17 protein-coding genes are annotated in these 15,671 nt (G+C 74.3%); 9 read left to right on the forward strand and 8 right to left on the reverse strand.

The window, feature by feature from the left end:
- Positions 1–29: 29 nt before the first annotated feature.
- Positions 30–287, forward strand: a complete 258-nt coding sequence (locus AC0IVP_RS18925) for a hypothetical protein (RefSeq protein ID WP_471758579.1) — start codon at positions 30–32, stop codon at positions 285–287.
- Positions 288–717: 430 nt separating this feature from the next.
- Here the strand turns inward: AC0IVP_RS18925 and AC0IVP_RS18930 are convergent, their stop codons facing one another.
- On the reverse strand, positions 718–1,017 hold the full coding sequence (locus AC0IVP_RS18930; RefSeq protein WP_471758581.1) for a hypothetical protein: 300 nt from the start codon (positions 1,015–1,017) through the stop codon (positions 718–720).
- Between the two features lie 135 nt (positions 1,018–1,152).
- On the opposite strand from AC0IVP_RS18930, the gene AC0IVP_RS18935 reads away from it, so the two are divergent.
- On the forward strand, positions 1,153–1,740 hold the full coding sequence (locus tag AC0IVP_RS18935) for a hypothetical protein (RefSeq protein ID WP_471758583.1): 588 nt from the start codon (positions 1,153–1,155) through the stop codon (positions 1,738–1,740).
- Positions 1,741–2,205: 465 nt separating this feature from the next.
- A complete protein-coding gene (locus AC0IVP_RS18940) occupies positions 2,206–2,592 on the forward strand; it encodes a hypothetical protein (protein WP_471758585.1) in 387 nt (128 codons plus the stop codon).
- Positions 2,593–2,612: 20 nt separating this feature from the next.
- Here AC0IVP_RS18940 and AC0IVP_RS18945 read toward each other — a convergent pair whose 3' ends face one another.
- Positions 2,613–3,845 carry an HNH endonuclease signature motif containing protein gene (locus tag AC0IVP_RS18945; protein ID WP_471758587.1) on the reverse strand — a complete coding sequence of 411 codons (1,233 nt, stop codon included), beginning with the start codon at positions 3,843–3,845 and terminating at the stop codon, positions 2,613–2,615.
- Between the two features lie 129 nt (positions 3,846–3,974).
- Here AC0IVP_RS18945 and AC0IVP_RS18950 point away from each other — a divergent pair, with 129 nt between their 5' ends.
- From AC0IVP_RS18950 to AC0IVP_RS18960, 3 genes are all read left to right on the forward strand, one after another.
- Complete coding sequence (locus tag AC0IVP_RS18950) at positions 3,975–4,478, forward strand: putative immunity protein (RefSeq protein ID WP_056289501.1); 504 nt, start codon at positions 3,975–3,977, stop codon at positions 4,476–4,478.
- Between the two features lie 82 nt (positions 4,479–4,560).
- Positions 4,561–5,922, forward strand: coding sequence for a Na+/H+ antiporter NhaA (gene nhaA / locus AC0IVP_RS18955; protein ID WP_471758589.1), 1,362 nt, complete (start codon positions 4,561–4,563; stop codon positions 5,920–5,922).
- Between the two features lie 371 nt (positions 5,923–6,293).
- The gene (locus AC0IVP_RS18960; RefSeq protein WP_471758591.1) at positions 6,294–7,007 is read left to right on the forward strand and encodes a hypothetical protein; all 714 of its coding nucleotides are present in this window, start codon (positions 6,294–6,296) and stop codon (positions 7,005–7,007) included.
- On the opposite strand, the gene AC0IVP_RS18965 is transcribed toward AC0IVP_RS18960, so the two are convergent.
- Positions 6,985–7,617, reverse strand: a complete 633-nt coding sequence (locus AC0IVP_RS18965) for a hypothetical protein (protein ID WP_471758593.1) — start codon at positions 7,615–7,617, stop codon at positions 6,985–6,987. The genes AC0IVP_RS18960 and AC0IVP_RS18965 overlap by 23 nt on opposite strands.
- Before the next feature lie 28 nt (positions 7,618–7,645).
- Between AC0IVP_RS18965 and AC0IVP_RS18970 the strand changes: the two genes are divergently transcribed.
- Complete coding sequence (locus AC0IVP_RS18970) at positions 7,646–8,020, forward strand: DUF6992 family protein (RefSeq protein WP_471758595.1); 375 nt, start codon at positions 7,646–7,648, stop codon at positions 8,018–8,020.
- Positions 8,021–8,023: 3 nt separating this feature from the next.
- Here the strand turns inward: AC0IVP_RS18970 and AC0IVP_RS18975 are convergent, their stop codons facing one another.
- Positions 8,024–9,703 carry a DUF885 domain-containing protein gene (locus AC0IVP_RS18975; RefSeq protein ID WP_056289517.1) on the reverse strand — a complete coding sequence of 560 codons (1,680 nt, stop codon included), beginning with the start codon at positions 9,701–9,703 and terminating at the stop codon, positions 8,024–8,026.
- Positions 9,700–10,272, reverse strand: a complete 573-nt coding sequence (locus AC0IVP_RS18980; RefSeq protein ID WP_471758597.1) for a heme-binding beta-barrel domain-containing protein — start codon at positions 10,270–10,272, stop codon at positions 9,700–9,702. The genes AC0IVP_RS18975 and AC0IVP_RS18980 overlap by 4 nt, the downstream gene beginning before the upstream one ends.
- 166 nt (positions 10,273–10,438) lie before the next feature.
- Between AC0IVP_RS18980 and AC0IVP_RS18985 the strand changes: the two genes are divergently transcribed.
- A complete protein-coding gene (locus AC0IVP_RS18985) occupies positions 10,439–12,610 on the forward strand; it encodes a glycoside hydrolase family 3 C-terminal domain-containing protein (protein WP_471758599.1) in 2,172 nt (723 codons plus the stop codon).
- Here AC0IVP_RS18985 and AC0IVP_RS18990 read toward each other — a convergent pair.
- Positions 12,607–13,530, reverse strand: coding sequence for an NAD-dependent epimerase/dehydratase family protein (locus AC0IVP_RS18990; RefSeq protein ID WP_471758601.1), 924 nt, complete (start codon positions 13,528–13,530; stop codon positions 12,607–12,609). The genes AC0IVP_RS18985 and AC0IVP_RS18990 overlap by 4 nt on opposite strands.
- A gap of 119 nt (positions 13,531–13,649) precedes the next feature.
- On the opposite strand from AC0IVP_RS18990, the gene AC0IVP_RS18995 reads away from it, so the two are divergent.
- Positions 13,650–14,324: a TetR/AcrR family transcriptional regulator gene (locus AC0IVP_RS18995; RefSeq protein ID WP_235564412.1), complete on the forward strand. Its 675-nt coding sequence runs from the start codon at positions 13,650–13,652 to the stop codon at positions 14,322–14,324.
- A 117-nt stretch (positions 14,325–14,441) separates the two neighbouring features.
- Here AC0IVP_RS18995 and AC0IVP_RS19000 read toward each other — a convergent pair whose 3' ends face one another.
- Entirely contained in the window at positions 14,442–14,735 is a 294-nt protein-coding gene (locus AC0IVP_RS19000) for a DUF1416 domain-containing protein (RefSeq protein WP_056289537.1), read from the reverse strand.
- A 2-nt stretch (positions 14,736–14,737) separates the two neighbouring features.
- Positions 14,738–15,671: sulfurtransferase (locus tag AC0IVP_RS19005; protein ID WP_471758603.1), on the reverse strand; the 934-nt coding region annotated here is incomplete at its 5' end.

A 15,671-nucleotide genomic window follows, 5' to 3' on the forward strand; every position in this document is an offset into this window, starting at 1 on the left:
CCCATGTTGGTCCAAGGCGTGTTCGTCCGATGACCTCTCGGCCCTACGTCCGCCTGCGGCGGACGATCGCCCGAGTGCACAGCTGGCAGCCGTTCATGCCGCGGTTCTACTTCTCCTGGTTGTGGGACGTCCCGTTCGTCGTCGTGTGCACGGGCTTCGCGGTCTTCGGTCGTGGCAACGGGTTCGAGGTCACGTTCATCTGTCTGCTCGCCGCCAGCACTGTCCTGCAGGGGAAGTACGAGGCCGACCGTCGGAGCCGGAAGCGCGTGCCCCCCGGTGTGGCGTGAGGGGTGAACACCTCGCTCAGTCGGCGACGAGGACGACGAAGACCATCGGCTGCATGGTCGTGCGCGACAGGGACTCCGCGTGGCGGATCGTGGTCCAGCACTTCTCGACACGACTCGTGGTGACGGCGGCTCGCCACGTGGACGCGGTTGAGCTGTGACACAGCTGAGTCCGGGAGGCGGGACGCCTCCGCCCGGCGTGCTGCCCGGCTGGGACTGGCTGCCGCCCAGACACGGCGTCTGCACTGCCGACAGGACGCCACTCTGGGTGCGGGCATGGCGCCAGGCGGCGGAGGGCGGACCGGGGATCGTGAGCCTCGCCGTCCGGTCCCTCCGACTCTCGACGGATCCGCAGGACCCGGTGTCCTGCCGACTCCGGACGACAGCCCGGGCGGCGTCCCATCGACCGCTCGTGGACGAGGCCCCGGTGCGGTCAGCGGTCGAAGCGGCGCAGCTCACCCCAACCGAACCGGGACTCGCTGATGGCGTCCTGGAGCTCGGAGGCGATGCGCTCCTGCAGGACCTCCACGCGTTCAGCGGCCTGGCCATCCGTCCACAGGTAGCTCCTGAGCACCTCACCTCGTGCGACCACGACGAGCAGGACGTGCGGTGAGCCGTCTCCGGGCCTCGGAGGTACGTGCTCGACCGTGACGCGCTCGAGCTCGTCGGCGGCGAACAGGGCGGACACCACCGGCCCGACCGAGGCCAGCAGGTCTCCGAGAAGGGGAGGCATCCCCTCATGCTCCAGCACCACCGGCGGAGCCCCGGGCGGTAGGAAGGTCTTGTGGCGAGAACGTGGGATCTGCAGCACGCCGACGACGAGCACCTCCGAGTGCTCGCGGAGTGTTGGGGAGTGCATCCGGCCTCGGTGACGGACCGGTCGACGATCTGGGTCCAACAAGAACGACCGGGCGACGCGCCCGGTCCGCGGATCGTCCAGCTATGCGACCGCCGACTGACGGTGCTGGAGGCGCCTGGCCGCCTGTCAGCCACCTGGCTGCACCGCATGGTCGGCCTGCGCGGCCTCCTCAGAGTCCCCGATGCGCCGCAGCCGACGGGGGTGCGAGTGCTCGGGCCCAACGACCAAGTGGAGGCCGTAGCCCTGCAGGCCCGGGTGTCGAACGACGATCTGGCCGCTGCCAGTCCCTCACCAGCCGACTCCCTGTTGGCCGTGGGCGACTTCGACGGAGCTGACCTCGTGGCGGTGGCGGCCGTGGTCCGGACACCGTGCGGCCCGCCGGAGGTCAGCATCCTCGTCGACCCGCGCGTTCGTGGCCGCGGGACAGCAGCACGCCTGGAACGGTCACTCGTCTCGGCTGCGGCCGGACGTTGGGAGTGGTTACAGCACCGCACCGTCCAGGGCGACACAGCGTCGCAGGCGCTCGCCGCATCGGTCGGCTTCCGCCTCGTGTCCGTTGAACACCTGCTCCGGCCGACCTCGCGGCCGGACGAGTGACTGCCAGGCGCTTCACCGGGTAATGCGATACCACGGTTTATCGTTTGGTCGGCCTGCTAGGAACTGCCCGTGCCAGCTGCAGCGTGGTGGGCCGCTTGGCTCCTCGGACTCTGCCTCACGGTCGCCGCTACCGTCGTCCAGTCTCGGAGGACCGCCGCGCGGGCATGGCCGGTCTGGTCGTGGCGTCGCCAGCCCGATTCGGGCGCTCCGCTGACGTTGTCCCTCGCCGGAGTCGCACTGTTCGTCTTCGCCGGCGGCCAGCTCGGGCTGCTCACGGGTCGGGGGCTCGTCATCTCCATGGCAGGGGCACTCGCGTCTGCCACCGTGCAGTCGGCAGTCCGGCGCCGACACAACAGTCGCGTGTCGTCCGACTCGCCTCGGTAGGAGTCTGGGACGCGGGACCCAGGACCCCGGGGCAGCAGGCCGACGCATCGGGCTCGGTCGCTGCCGGGGCAGACTCGGAGGGTGAGCTTCGACGTCTTCCTGATGCGCTTCCACGACGGGGACGACGGGGGCGGCAACGCGGCTGTCCGGGCCGCACTGGCGCCGCACCTGGTGCGCGTGGGCAACGGGGACATCTGGCACCTGCGGACCGGGGACAGCCAGGCCGACGTCTACGGCCTGGACCAGCCGAGCGGCTTCATGGCCAACCACATCGGCGACGCGATCTGGGACCTGCTGGTGGAAGCCGCACGGGTCGGGCGCTTCGTGATCCTGCCGATGAGCGGACCCGCGTGCGTCGTCGACCCCGACCACGTCGAGGACCTCCCACCCGACGCGCGGGAGGCCGCCGTGGTGGTCCAGAGCGGTGCCCAGCTGCTGGCCGCCATCGAGGAGCTCGGCCGGCACTGAACCCTGGCCTCGAGCGCCGGTCAGGCCGGGCGCGCTCCGGCCGGCGATGAGCCCAGCACGATCGCCGACCCGTCGGGCCGGGTCGTCCGCCACCGCTGCCCCGGCGGTGCCCCGTCGTCCCGCTCGACCCGGAACCCGTGGTGCACCTTCGTGTGGTGCCGCTCGCAGAGCAGGGCGGAGTTGTCCAGGCTGGTGTCGCCCTGGTCGAGGACCCACTCGGCGAGGTGGTGGACGTCGCACCAGTGGGTGGGGGCGGAGCAGCCGGCGAAGACGCAGTGCCCGTCGCGCTGCTCGACGGCCCGGCGGATGTGCGATGGGACGACCCGCTTGGTGCGGCCGACGTCCAGGGGCAGGCCCTCGGGGCCCATCACGATCCGGGTGACGGCCGAGTCGCAGGCGACCCAGCGGGCCCGGGCCGCGGAGAGCCGGGCGCCGAAGCCGGTGGTGGCGGTGTCGTGGCCGGTCGAGGGGTCGACGAGGTCCGCCAGGTCGACGGTCACGACCACGTGCGGCTTGACCGTCCGCAGGAACGGCAGGGACCCGGCGGCGAGGGTGTTGTCGGCCCACTGCACCAGCGCGTCGCCCTGCTGCTGCGCCCGGTTGCGGGTGTCGCCCTGCGGCCGGTCGGCCTGGACCATCGACTCGATCACCGCGGCGACCTCCTCCAGGCCGACCGCGTCCAGGTCGAAGCGGCCCGAGCCGCTGCCGTCGTCGTGCCTGGTGATCGTCAGCCGGCGTCGCTCGGTGGGGTCGGGCTCGGGGCCGTCGGGGTCCAGGGCATGACGGAAGGCCTGCACCGCCGTCCCCAGCTTCGCGTGCGGCAGCGTGCGGGCGACCTCGGTCCACGCCTCGTCGAAGGCGTGCAGGTCGACGCCCTGCTCCTCGGCTGCGGCGATGTCGCAGGGCCGGAGGGCGTCCGCGACGACGCCGACCTGGGCGGCGGTGACCGCACCCTCGGCGAAGGCGGACTCGAACCGCGGCAGGTGCTCCAGCACCCGGCCGGCCCGCACGACAGCCGCCGCTGCACCGGGTGGGAAGTGGTGGTGGCCGCGCAGCACCGACTGCATGGTCCGCAGCCCGTCGTGCTCGGCGGCACCGACGACGTCGGCGTGCCGCACGGTGCGCACCAGCTCGGCCTGCAGCCGGTTGATGGTCCGCGCGAGCTCCGAGGTGCGGTCGAGCAGCTGACCGTCGCGCAGCGCGTGCAGGTCGTCCGCGGCGAGCGCCTCGACAGCCGACCGGAGCTCGCTCACCACACCTCCACGGACTCGAACACGTGTTCGAAGTGTAGCCGTCCGAGGCGGGGTGATCAAGTCGAAAGCGCAGCTCAGGGGCACGTCGGGGTCGTGAGCGAGGATGACCTCCCCCGAGAAGGAGACCCCGTGATCCTCCCCAGCGTCCGCGATCCACGCCTGGTCACCGTCCGCCGCGGCGGAACCCTCACCGACGCCGACCACCACCTGCTCGCCCTGTGGGCCGCGACCTGCGCCGAGCACGTGCTGCCGCTGTTCACCGCCGCCGTCCCCGGCGACGACCGCCCGCGCGCGGCGATCGAGCACGTCCGGGCCTGGACCCGTGGCGAGGTGTCGATGACGGCGTCCCGCGCGGCCGGCGGGCACGCCATGGGCGCCGCCCGCGAGCTGCGCGGCGCGCCCCGGCACGCCGCCTACGCCGCCGGGCAGGCCGGCGCCGTCGCGCACGTCGCCGAGCACGACCTGGGGGCCGCGGCCTACGCGATCAAGGCCGTCCGCGCCGCCGAGGACGACGACGCCGGGCGGCGGGAGTGCCGCTGGCAGCACGACCAGCTGCCGGACGCCGTCCGGGACCTGGTGCTGGAGGACCAGGCCCGCCGCAACGAGCTGTGCTGGTCGGTCTTCGAGGCCTGACCCCGGTATCCTGGCCCACGGTGCGCCGGGAAGTCTGGTCGGCAACTCCTCAGCCGACCCCGCACCCTGGAGCCACTCCCTGATGTCGAGCCCATCCCGCCTGTTCGCCCGCGGCACCTACGGCGAGGCCACCCGCATCGCCGCACTGCTCCGCAAGGAGACCGTCGGCGGCGTCCTGCTGATCCTCGGCGCGGTCATCGCCCTGGTCTGGGCCAACACCCCCTGGTCGGCGGCCTACGAGACGCTGCGCGACACCCGCGTCGGGCCGGCCTCGCTGCACCTGGACCTGACCCTGGGCACCTGGGCCGCCGACGGTCTGCTGGCGGTCTTCTTCTTCGTGGCCGGGCTGGAGCTCAAGCGCGAGTTCGTCGCCGGCGACCTGCGCGACCCACGCAAGGCCGCCCTGCCCGTCGCGGCCGCCGTCGGCGGCATGGCGGTCCCCGCCGTGATCTACACCGTCATCAACCTGGGCAGCGAGGACGGACTCACCGGCTGGGCCATCCCCACCGCCACCGACATCGCCTTCGCCCTCGCCGTCCTCGCGGTCATCAGCACCCACCTTCCGGCCGCGCTGCGCACGTTCCTGCTGACCCTGGCGATCGTCGACGACCTGCTGGCCATCACGATCATCGCGGTCTTCTACACCTCGTCCCTGGCGTTCGGCCCGCTCGCGCTGGCTCTCGTCCCGCTGGCGCTGTTCGGGTTCCTGGTGCAGAAGCGGGTCCGGCACTGGTGGCTGCTGCTGCCCCTCGCCGTCGCCACCTGGGTGCTCGTCCACGAGTCCGGCGTGCACGCCACGGTCGCCGCGGTCCTGCTCGCCTTCACCGTGCCCGTCGTCCGCAGTGATGCCGCCGGCGGCCCGGACGCCGGGCCTGGCCTCGCCGAGCACTTCGAGCACCGCATCCGGCCGATCTCGGCCGGCATCGCCGTCCCCGTGTTCGCGTTCTTCTCCGCCGGCGTCACCGTCGGCGGGCTGTCCGGGCTGGGCGCCTCGCTCACCGACACCGTGGCCATCGGCATCGTCGTGGGCCTGGTCGCCGGCAAGGCCATCGGCATCACCGGCGCCACCTGGCTGGTCAGCCGGTTCACCAAGGCCGAGCTGGACACCGACCTGCGCTGGCCCGACGTGATGGGCCTGTCCCTGCTGGCCGGCATCGGCTTCACCGTCTCGCTCCTGATCGGCGAGCTGGCCTTCGGCGCCGGCTCGTTGCGCGACGAGCACGTCAAGGTCGGCGTCCTCACCGGCACGCTGATCGCCGCGCTGCTGGCCACCGCCGTGCTCAAGCCGCGGGACCGGGTCTACCGCCGCCTCGCCGAGGCCGAGGCCCGGGACGACGACGGCGACGGCATCCCCGACGTCTACCAGCGGGAGGGCCTCACACCTCCGCGGGAGACCGTCGACGAGGCCTCCGAGCGACGCCGGAACCCCTCCGCCGAGAGCTGAAGAAGGGTGTTGCGCGGTCGGGAAAACCGGTCGTACCGTGGTGTCACACGAGAGAGGAGGTGGTCCGAACAATTGATGTCGTTCAGGACGCGTGAGGTGGCTGTCCGCTAGCCGCCGTCCAGATGGGCCGCCCGCTCAGCACCGGATCAACCCGGTCTGACGCGTGTGGCATCGCCCGTCCGCCGATGGCGGCGAGCGAGAACCGGACAGTCACCCGACCCCCGGGCCGCCGACCCAGTCCAGTCGGCCCGCGCGCAGCTCCCCCGCCCACCAGCAGGGTCCAGCGCCGCGGAGCAGCCCGGGGGTTGTCCGTTCTCCGGAGGACCTGCGCACGACCCGCGGGAGACCCGCGAGGTCCCTAAGCTCGGCCCGTGCAGTTCGCCGGCCGGGAGCCCGAACCCGACGTCACCGTCGGTGCGTGGATCGCCGGGGCCGTCCGCCGCGGCGCCGGGCTCGCCGCCCTGATGCCGCCGGTCTTCCCGGCCACCGCCCGGGTGCTGCACCCCGCCGCCCGGTACGTCGGGGACGACGACGTCGACGTCCGCTGGGCCGACGTCGCCGCGGCCAACGGCACCACCGCGCACCCGCAGATGACGTGGGGCGCGATCACCGGCTCCCTCGACTTCTACGAGGAGGCCGACCAGAGCCCGCTGTGGGAGGGCGCCCCCGCCCGTGGCCACCTGCCCGAGCAGGTCGCCGAGGTCCTGGTCGACGTCCTCGCCCGGCACACCGGCACCCCCGGGGACTGCTGGTTCGGCGTCTGGGACGCCCATCCCGGGCTGCACGCCCACCAGGCCCGGCTGACCGTCGGGCCCCGGTCCTACTGGCTGGTCCACGGCCCGGTGACCCTGGCCTGCCAGAACATGGCCCCCGAGCCGCTGGACCAGAGCGCCAACCTGTGGTGGCCGGCCGACCGGGCCTGGTGCGTGCTCACCGACGTCGAGCTGGTCAGCACCTACGTCGGCGGCTCGACCGCCTGCATCGCCGAGCTGCTCGCCGACCCCCGGTTGGAGTGCCTGCCGGCCACCGCCGACCAACCGGTCGGGGACGACGCCGACACGGTCAACCCGCCGCCGGACTCCTGAACCGCTGCGCGGCCACGACGCCGGCGGGCAGGTCGGCCTGCAGCGGGCCGAGCACGTCGGCCAGCTGCTGCACGGTCAGCTCCGGACCGGCCGCGCCCAGCGCCGCCACCGCCGGCCACGGGGCACGCCACTCGCCCAGGCCCTGGTCGTCGGCGACGCCCTCGGCGTAGGTGTCGACCAGGCCGTACAGCGTCTCGGCGTCGACCGGCAGGCCGAGCCGGGTCGAGCCGTCCACCAGGTCCGAGGGCACCCGCGACCAGGCCGTGCCGTCCCAGCCGAGGACGAAGGACACCTCGACGGCGGGGTCCAGGGCGCGCAGCGGCTCCGACCACCAGTCCGGGGCGTCGGTCAGCAGCTCCCCCGTCGGCTCGCCGTCGGGACGGCGGGACAACCGGGTGACCGCCTCCCGGTCCCAGCCCAGCAGCACCGCCCGGTCCGGGGCCAGCAGCACGACCTCGGCCCAGTTGCCGCCTCCGTCGTCCAGGCGCCAGCGGTCCCCGCGGGCCGATGCCGTCTGCGGGAAGCCCAGCGCGGTCACCACCGCGGCCGCGGCCGCCCAGCGGTCCCGCAGCAGGTCCAACGACGGCAGGTCCACGACGGTCAGCTCCACGTCAGCAGACTGTAGGACCATCGTGGGCATGCACCCCGCCACCGTGGAGACCCGGCTGACCACCGTCCTGGGCGGCTGGGCCGCGGCCTCCGTCGTCGCCGGCGCGGCACTGTCCCTGTCGCCGCGGACCCGTGGCTTCGGCCGGCAGACCGCGGCCTGGGGTGCGGTCGACGGGGTCATCGCCGGCGTCGGCGCCCACAACCGCCGCCGTCGCGGGCCCACCGATCCGGGTCGGCTGCGCCGGGTGCTGCTGGTCAACGCCGGGCTGGACGTGGGCTACCTGGCCCTGGGCGCCGCACTGCTGCGCACCGACCGCTGGCGGGGCGACGGCGCGGCGGTCGTCGTCCAGGGGGCGTTCCTGCTCGCCCTCGACTCGACCGCCGCAGCCACCCTCAGGCCGTGAGCCTCACAGCCGGCTGAGCTCGTCGGCCAGGTCGTCCAGGCCCAGGCTGCCCTGGGACAGCGCGGCCATGTGCCAGGCCTTGAGGTCGAAGGCGTCCCCGTGTGCGGCCTGCGCGGCCGCCCGGCCCTGCAGCCAGGCACGCTCCCCCAGCTTGTAGCTGATCGCCTGCCCGGGCATGCCCAGGTAGCGGACCAGCTCGCTGTCCAGGAAGTCGGTGTCCCGGCCGCAGTACTCGCCGAAGAACGCCCGGGCCAGCTCGGGGGTCCACCGCTGCCCGCGGTGCTCGGCCAGCGCCCCGTCGGCGTCGGCGGGGATCGGCAGCTCCAGGTGCATGCCGATGTCCACGACGACCCGGACGGCGCGCATCTGCTGGGCGTCCAGGTAGCCCAGCCGGGCGCCGGGGTCGGTGAGGAAGCCCAGCTCGTCCATCAGCCGCTCGGCGTAGAGCGCCCAGCCCTCGACGTTGGCCCCCACCGACCCCAGCGAGGTCTGGTAGGTCGACAGGTCCCCGCTCACGTAGGCCCACTGGGCCAGCTGCAGGTGGTGGCCCGGGACGCCCTCGTGGTACCAGGTGGACACCAGGTCCCACAGCGGGAAGCGGTCCTTGCCCAGCGTGGGCAGCCAGGTCCGGCCTGGGCGGGAGAAGTCCTGCGCGGGGCGGGTGTAGTACGGCGCGGCCGCGCTGCCGGGCGGGGCGATCATGGCCTCGACCCGGCGGATCGGCTCGGCCAGCTCGAAGTGCGTGCCGTCCAGGGCCTCGATGGCGTCGTCCATCATCTGCTGCAGCCGCAGCCGGACCTGCTCGACGCCCTCGACGGCGGGCCCGTTCTCCCCCAGCCAGCGCATCGCCTGCATCGGGGTGGCCCCGGGCAGCACCTGCTCGGCGGCGGCGCGCTGCTCCTCGCGGATGCGCAGGTGCTCGGCCCAGCCCCAGGCGTAGGCGTCCTCGAGCCCCGTGCCGTGGCCCAGGTCCGTGCCGTTCCAGGACCGGGCGAAGCGGGCGTACCGGTCCCGGCCCACGGCGTCCGGGGTGCCCTGTGCCTGGCGCAGGTAGGTGTCGCGGAGGAAGTCGCGCACCTGGGCGACGGCGTCGTCCGCCGCAGCGGCCGCGGCGTCCAGCTCGGTGCGCAGCTCCGCGGGGCCGGCCGCGACGACGCCGGCGTAGTACGGCCCGGCCAGCCACTCGTCCAGCTGCCCGATCACGGTCTCCACCTGGCGCGGGGCGGCGAAGAGCCCGCGGGCCGCACCCTCGGTCAGCGAGGCCAGGTACCCGCGGTGCGCCTCGGGCACCCGGGCGAGCCGCCGTCCCAGCACACCCCAGTCCTCCACCGTCGCGGTCGGCATCATCGTGAAGGCCTGCCGCACCTGGTGGACCGGGGAGAACAGGTTGGAGACCTCGCGCAGGCCCTCGCCGGCCTCGTGCAGGTCCAGCGCGGCACCCAGCCGCTCGCGCAGCAGCCGGGCGCAGCGCGCCTCGACCGGGTCCTCCGCCAGCGCCGGGTCCTGCTCGAGCGCCCGGTCCAGGTCGGCCAGGGTGTCCCGCTGCAGCTGTGCCTCGGCGGCCAGGCCGGCCGGGGACAGGTCGGGCAGTCCGTCGACGGCCTGCCCGAGGCCGGTGGCCACGATCGGGTTGAGCTCGCAGACGGCGGCGACGTGGGCATCGGCGATCTGGCGCGGGGTCATCGGATCCTCTCCAGGCGGGCGGACATCACCGGGCGGAGCTGGCCGTCGGCACCGGCGTGGTCCACGGCGTACATCAGCGCACCCTCGACGATCCCGTAGAGCCGGGCCGCCTTGGTGACGTCGGGGTGGTCGGGGGTGCGGGCCAGCACGTCGGTGGCCAGCTCCCAGCTGGTGGTGCTGCGGGCGGTGCCGACGAGGATCTCGACCAGGCCCTCCGGGTGGGCGACGAGGAGCTCGACCTCGTCCTCCCCGCGCGGCCGCCAGAAACCGGACTCCCGGACGTCGGGGCCGGCGACCGTGCCGTCCTCGGCGATCCGCCAGGTCCGGGACTCGTAGGACAGGAAGTCCCGCCCGTCGTGGGCGAACCGCACCCACTGCCCGAACCGGTGGTCCCCGGCGGACCCGGCGGCCTGCCCCTCCCCGTGCCACTCGCCCAGCAGCGGCAGCACCGAGAGCAGCTCGTGCGCCACCTCGGGCCCGGTCCGGACATCGGTGGTCTCCGCCACCGGCAGCTCGGTGCGGCCGGCGACCGGCTGCTCGGGCAGCCCGGCGGGCGTCGGGTTCGTCACCGGACACCCCCGCTGCGCTCGCGACGTGTCAGCCGCACGGCCCCGGCGGCGCACCACAGCGCGGCGAGGACGGCGAGGGCGACGAGGACCCAGGCAGTGAGCAGACCCATGCCCGCCACGGTAGCGAGCGGGTTTGCCGCCGTCCCCCCGCGCGCACCCCCGGGAGGTGGAGACCACCGCGCCGACGCCGTCCGGGACCGAGCCGTGGGAGGGGTGGGCCGGGCACCACGCGACCGCCCGGGCGCTGGTCGAGCAGCTGACCCTCGCCGAGGCGGTGTCCCTGGTGAGCGCCCCGATGGGCATCGGCCCGGACGCCCCGGCCGACGCCGTGGGGTCAGCAGCGCACACCCCGGGCGTCGAGCGGCTGGGCATCCCCGGCTGGGACGAGTCCGACGCGAGCCTCGGCGTCACCAACCCGATGGGCGCGCGCGGACCGGACGACGACGCCACCGCCTTCCCCTCCGGACCCGCCCTGGCCGCGACCTTCGACCCCGACCTGGCCCGGCAGGTGGGCGAGGCGGTCGGCGCGGAGGCACACGCCCATGGCGTCGCCGTCCAGCTGGCCGGCGGGATGAACCTGGTGCGCGACCCGCGCGGCGGGCGGGTCTTCGAGTACCTGTCCGAGGACGTGCTGCTGTCGGGCGTCCTGGCCGGGGCCTCCGTGGCCGGCATCCAGTCCCGGGGGGTGGCCGCCACCCTCAAGCACTTCGCGCTGAACCCCTCGGAGACCGGCCGGGTGGTGGTCAGCTCCGACCTGTCCGAGCCGGCGCTGCGCGAGTCGGACCTGCTGGCCTTCCAGATCGCCCACGAGCGCGGCCGCCCGCGTGCGGTGATGCCCGGCTACAACCTGGTCAACGGCGTCTACGCCAGCGAGTCCCACCACCTGCTCACCCAGGTGCTCAAGGGCGACTGGGGCTTCGGCGGGTTCGTGATGAGCGACTGGGGCGCCACCCACTCCACCGTGCACGCCGCCGTCGCCGGGCTGGACCGGCAGTCCGGCCACGGCCTGGACACCCGGCACTTCTTCGGCGCCGACCTGCTCGCCGCCGTCGAGTCCGGGCGGGTGCCCCGGGAGCGGCTGGACGACATGGTCACCCGCATCCTCACCGCGCTGGCCTCCGTCGGCGCCCTCGGCGAGCGCCGCCGGCCCCGTGCCCTGGACCTCGCCCCGCACGCCGCCCTGGCCGCCCGCGTCGCCGCCGGGTCGGTGGTGCTGCTGCGCAACACCGACCACGTGGTGCCCCTGGCGGGCACCGGCCGGCTGCTGGTCGTCGGCGCGCACGCCGACACCGGCGTGATCAGCGGCGGCGGCAGCTCGACGGTCACCCCGCCCGGCACGGTCACCGACGGCGGCTCGCAGATCGCCCAGATGGAGCTGCCCCGCGCCTTCCACGCCCCCGCCCCGCTCGACGCCCTGCGCGAGCGGTGGGACGGCGAGGTCAGCTGGCTCGACGGCGCCGACGTCCCGGCGGCGGTGGCCGCCGCCGGGTCGGCCGACACCGTCGTGGTGGTCGCCGAGAAGTGGTCCACCGAGGGCCAGGACTCCCCCGACCTGTCCCTGGGCGACGGGCAGGACGAGCTGATCACCGCGCTGGCCGCGGCGAGCGACCGGGTCGTCGTCGTCCTCACGGTGCCCTCGGCGGTGACCATGCCCTGGCTCGACGACGTCGCCGCGGTGCTGGTCGCCTGGTACGGCGGCCAGGCCGGGGCGGGTGCGATCGCCGACGTGCTCACCGGGGTGGCACCGCCCGCGGGCCGGCTGCCGATCACCTTCCCGCGGTCGGAGTCCCAGCTGCCCCGACCCGACGTCCTGGACCCGGCCGGGCTGGCCTCCAACCCCGGCGAACCCCGCCGGGGCGGGTACCCGCGGGTCTCCTACGACGTCGAGGGCGCCGACGTCGGGTACCGCTGGTTCGAGCGGGAGCGGCTGGACCCGCTGTTCCCCTTCGGCGCCGGGCTCTCCACCACCACCGTCGAGTGGTCGCAGGTGTCGGTCGCGGTGGAGGACGGCGCCCCGGTGGCCACCCTCACGCTGACCAACACCGGCACCCGGGCCGGGGTCGAGACCCCGCAGGTGTACGTGGCCCCACCCGCGCTGCCCGACCGCTCGGCCACCCGGCGGCTGGCCGGCTGGGCCCGGGTTGCGCTGGAGCCCGGCGAGAGCCGCACGGTGTCGATCCGCTGCGACGAGCCCCGGGTGCTGTCCGCCTACGACGCCGACGACCCGGGCTGGACCCGGGCCGCCGGCCGGTACGCCGTCCGGGTGGCCCGGGACGCCGCCGCCCGCCCGGTGCTGGAGGCGGAGGTCGAGCTGCCCCGGTTGCGGCTGGCGCCCTAGACCGGGAGAGCCCCGGCGGTCGTGCGCACGACCTGGTCCCACGGGGTGGGCGCGACGCCCAGCACCGCGGTGGTCTCGCTGCCGTCGACGACGAAGTCGGCGTCCCACTGGTGCCGGACCGCCACGACCTCCCGCAGCAGCGGGACGACCGTCCCGAGGGCCCGGAGCACCGGCCACGGCGTGCTGGACACCCGCGGCGCCGGCGCCCCGAACACCGCGGCGAAGTCCCCCAGCGCCTCCCTCTGGCTGCGCGAGGGGGCGCTGGGCACCACCCACGCCCGGCCCCAGGCCCGCTCGTCGGTGCCCAGCGTGGCCAGCGTGGCGCCGACGTCGGGCAGGTAGGCCCAGCTGTGCTGCACGTCGGGGTCACCGATCACCCACACCCGCCCGCCCGCCCGCTCCCCGGCCAGGCTGCGACCCAGGTAGGAGTTGGCCGGGGGCACGTCGGGCCCGACGAAGTCCGACGCCCGGGCCTCGGTCACCCGCACCCGACCCGCTTCGTGCGCGGCGGCCATCTGCTCCCACATCGCCACCCGCACCCGGCCCTTGACGTCGGTGGCGGCCAGCGGGCTCCGCGCCGTCATCGGCCCGGTCGGACGGCCGTGCCCGTACAGGTTGCCCATCGCGACCAGCACCGCGCCGCTGCGCTCGGCAGCGCCCAGCAGGGCGGTGGCGATCGGCGGCCACTCCGTCGCCCAGCGGTGGTAGGTGGGGTTGACCGCGTTGTAGACCACGTCCGCACCGGCCGACGCGGTCGCCAGCGCCTCGATGTCGGCCGCGTCCACCGCGCGGTGCTCGACGTCGTCGGTCGACGTCCCCCCGCTGCGCGAGAGCACCCGCACCCGGTGCCCGGCACGCACCAGCTCACCGGAGACGGCGGTGCCGACCGGTCCCTTGCCCACGACCACGTGCAGTCCCACAACGTCTCCTGACGACTGACGAGAGCGGTGCTCTCGTTCTGGAGCGACAGTGACCCCTCTCCCGAGCTGTGTCAAGAGCGGTGCTCTCGGACGAGATCGGTGCTAACGTCCGCGGGGTGGTGAGCACGGCGAGGGAACGCGCCCGCAACGCGCTGACCGAGGAGATCCTCGAGTCGGCACGCGGCCAGCTGGCCACGGTCGGCGCCGCCGCGCTGTCGCTGCGCGCGGTGGCGCGGGACCTGGGCCTGGCGTCCTCCGCGCTGTACCGGTACTTCCCCAGCCGGGACGACCTGCTGACCCGGCTGATCATCGAGGGCTACGACGCACTCGGCGCCGCAGCCGAGGCTGCCGACGACCCCACCGCACAGCCGCGCACCCGCTGGCACGCCATCTGTGCCGCCGTCCGGGCATGGGCGCTGGCGCACCCGCACGAGTACGCCCTGCTCTACGGCTCACCGGTGCCCGGCTACGCCGCCCCGCAGGACACCGTCGCCGCCGCCGGCCGGGTCGGTCTCGCACTGGGCCGGGTCCTCGGCGACGCCGCCCGGGCCGGTGTCCTGCCACCCGCGGAGGGACGCCGCACCCACCTGGTCACCCCTGCCGCCGCCGCAGGACTGGGCGGCGAGCACCCCGACCTCGACGACGCCGTCCGGGCCCGCGCCCTGCTCACCTGGAGCTCGCTGTTCGGGCTGGTCAGCTTCGAGCTGTTCGGCCACTTCGTCGGCGTGCTCACCGATCCCGACGCCTTCTTCACCGAGCAGGTCGGCGAGCTCGCCGACGTCCTGGGTCTCTGAACGGCCAGGGCCCGCCACCGCGACAGCGGTGACGGGCCCTGGTGGGGTGCTGGAACGGCCTGGCTGCAGGGTCCCGTGCCGCGCGGAGCGTGGTGCGGGGGGCAGTCAGGCCCTCCTTCAGACGATCGCGAGCGTCGTCTCGTTCAGCCCGACCTCGGCGGCCAGCACGCGCTCGGCGCGGCCCACCGGGGCCAGCGAGCGCAGCTTCCAGTCACCGGGGGCGGCGAAGAAGCGGAACTCGCCCTCGGGGCTGGTGACCACCTCGGCGGTGAACTCGTCGGTCGAGTCCAGCAGCCGGACGTAGGCGCCGGCGACGGGGTTGCCGTCGTGCCACACCTGGCCCTGGATGACCGTCTGGGTGCTCAGGTCGATGCCGGCGAGGGAACCGCCCTGCTTCGGGGACGCGCACACGGTCAGGCCCCCTTGGCGATCGGGACGCCGACGAGCGAGCCGTACTCGGTCCAGGAACCGTCGTAGTTCTTGACGTTCTGGTGGCCGAGCAGCTCCCGCAGGACGAACCAGGTGTGGCTGGAGCGCTCGCCGATGCGGCAGTAGGCGATGGTGTCCTTGGAGTCGTCGAGGCCGGCGTCGGCGTAGAGCTTCGCGAGCTCCTCGTCGGACTTGAAGGTGCCGTCCTCGTTCGCGGCCTTGCTCCACGGCACGTTGACGGCCGAGGGGATGTGGCCGGGACGCTGAGCGCCCTCCTGCGGCAGGTGCGCGGGGGCCACGAGCTTGCCGGCGAACTCGTCGGGACTGCGCACGTCGACCAGGTTCTTGGTGTCGATGGCGGCCACGACCTCGTCGCGGAAGGCGCGGATCGAGGTGTCGGGCTCGGCGGCCTGGTAGGTGGTGGCCGGGCGCTGCACGGTGTCGGTGGACAGCGGGCGGCCGTCCAGCTCCCACTTCTTGCGGCCGCCGTCGACGAGCTTGACGTCGCGGTGGCCGTAGACCTTGAAGTACCAGTAGGCGTAGGCGGCGAACCAGTTGTTGTTGCCGCCGTAGAGCACCACGGTGTCCTCGTTGCCGATGCCCTTGGCGCTCAGCAGGGCGGAGAAGCCCTCGCGGTCGACGAAGTCACGGGACTCGGCGTCCTGCAGGTCGCTCTTCCAGTCCAGCTTCACGGCGCCCTCGAGGTGGCCCCCGTCGTAGGCGCTGGTGTCCTCGTCGACCTCGACGAAGACGATCCCGGCGTCGCCGAGGTGCTCCTGGGCCCAGTCGGCGGTGACGAGCACGTCGTTGCGGCTCACGGTGTTCCTCCAGTGGTCGGTGGTCAGGGGGTGCAGCTGCCGCTGTCCGACGTGATCGCCGGCGATGTCGCCGAGATCCCGGTCGAGCACGTGGACGGGC

It is taken from the genome of Klenkia sp. AC732, from assembly GCF_979256525.1.

Bases quoted from the DNA above. Each gene is read 5' to 3' on its own strand.
- AC0IVP_RS18970 (WP_471758595.1), top strand. From the start codon at position 7,646: ATGCACCCCGCCACCGTGGAGACCCGGCTGACCACCGTCCTGGGCGGC.
- AC0IVP_RS18925 (WP_471758579.1), top strand. From the start codon at position 30: ATGACCTCTCGGCCCTACGTCCGCCTGCGGCGGACGATCGCCCGAGTG.
- AC0IVP_RS18975 (WP_056289517.1), bottom strand. From the start codon at position 9,703: ATGACCCCGCGCCAGATCGCCGATGCCCACGTCGCCGCCGTCTGCGAG.
- nhaA (WP_471758589.1), top strand. From the start codon at position 4,561: ATGTCGAGCCCATCCCGCCTGTTCGCCCGCGGCACCTACGGCGAGGCC.
- AC0IVP_RS18930 (WP_471758581.1), bottom strand. From the start codon at position 1,017: ATGCCTCCCCTTCTCGGAGACCTGCTGGCCTCGGTCGGGCCGGTGGTG.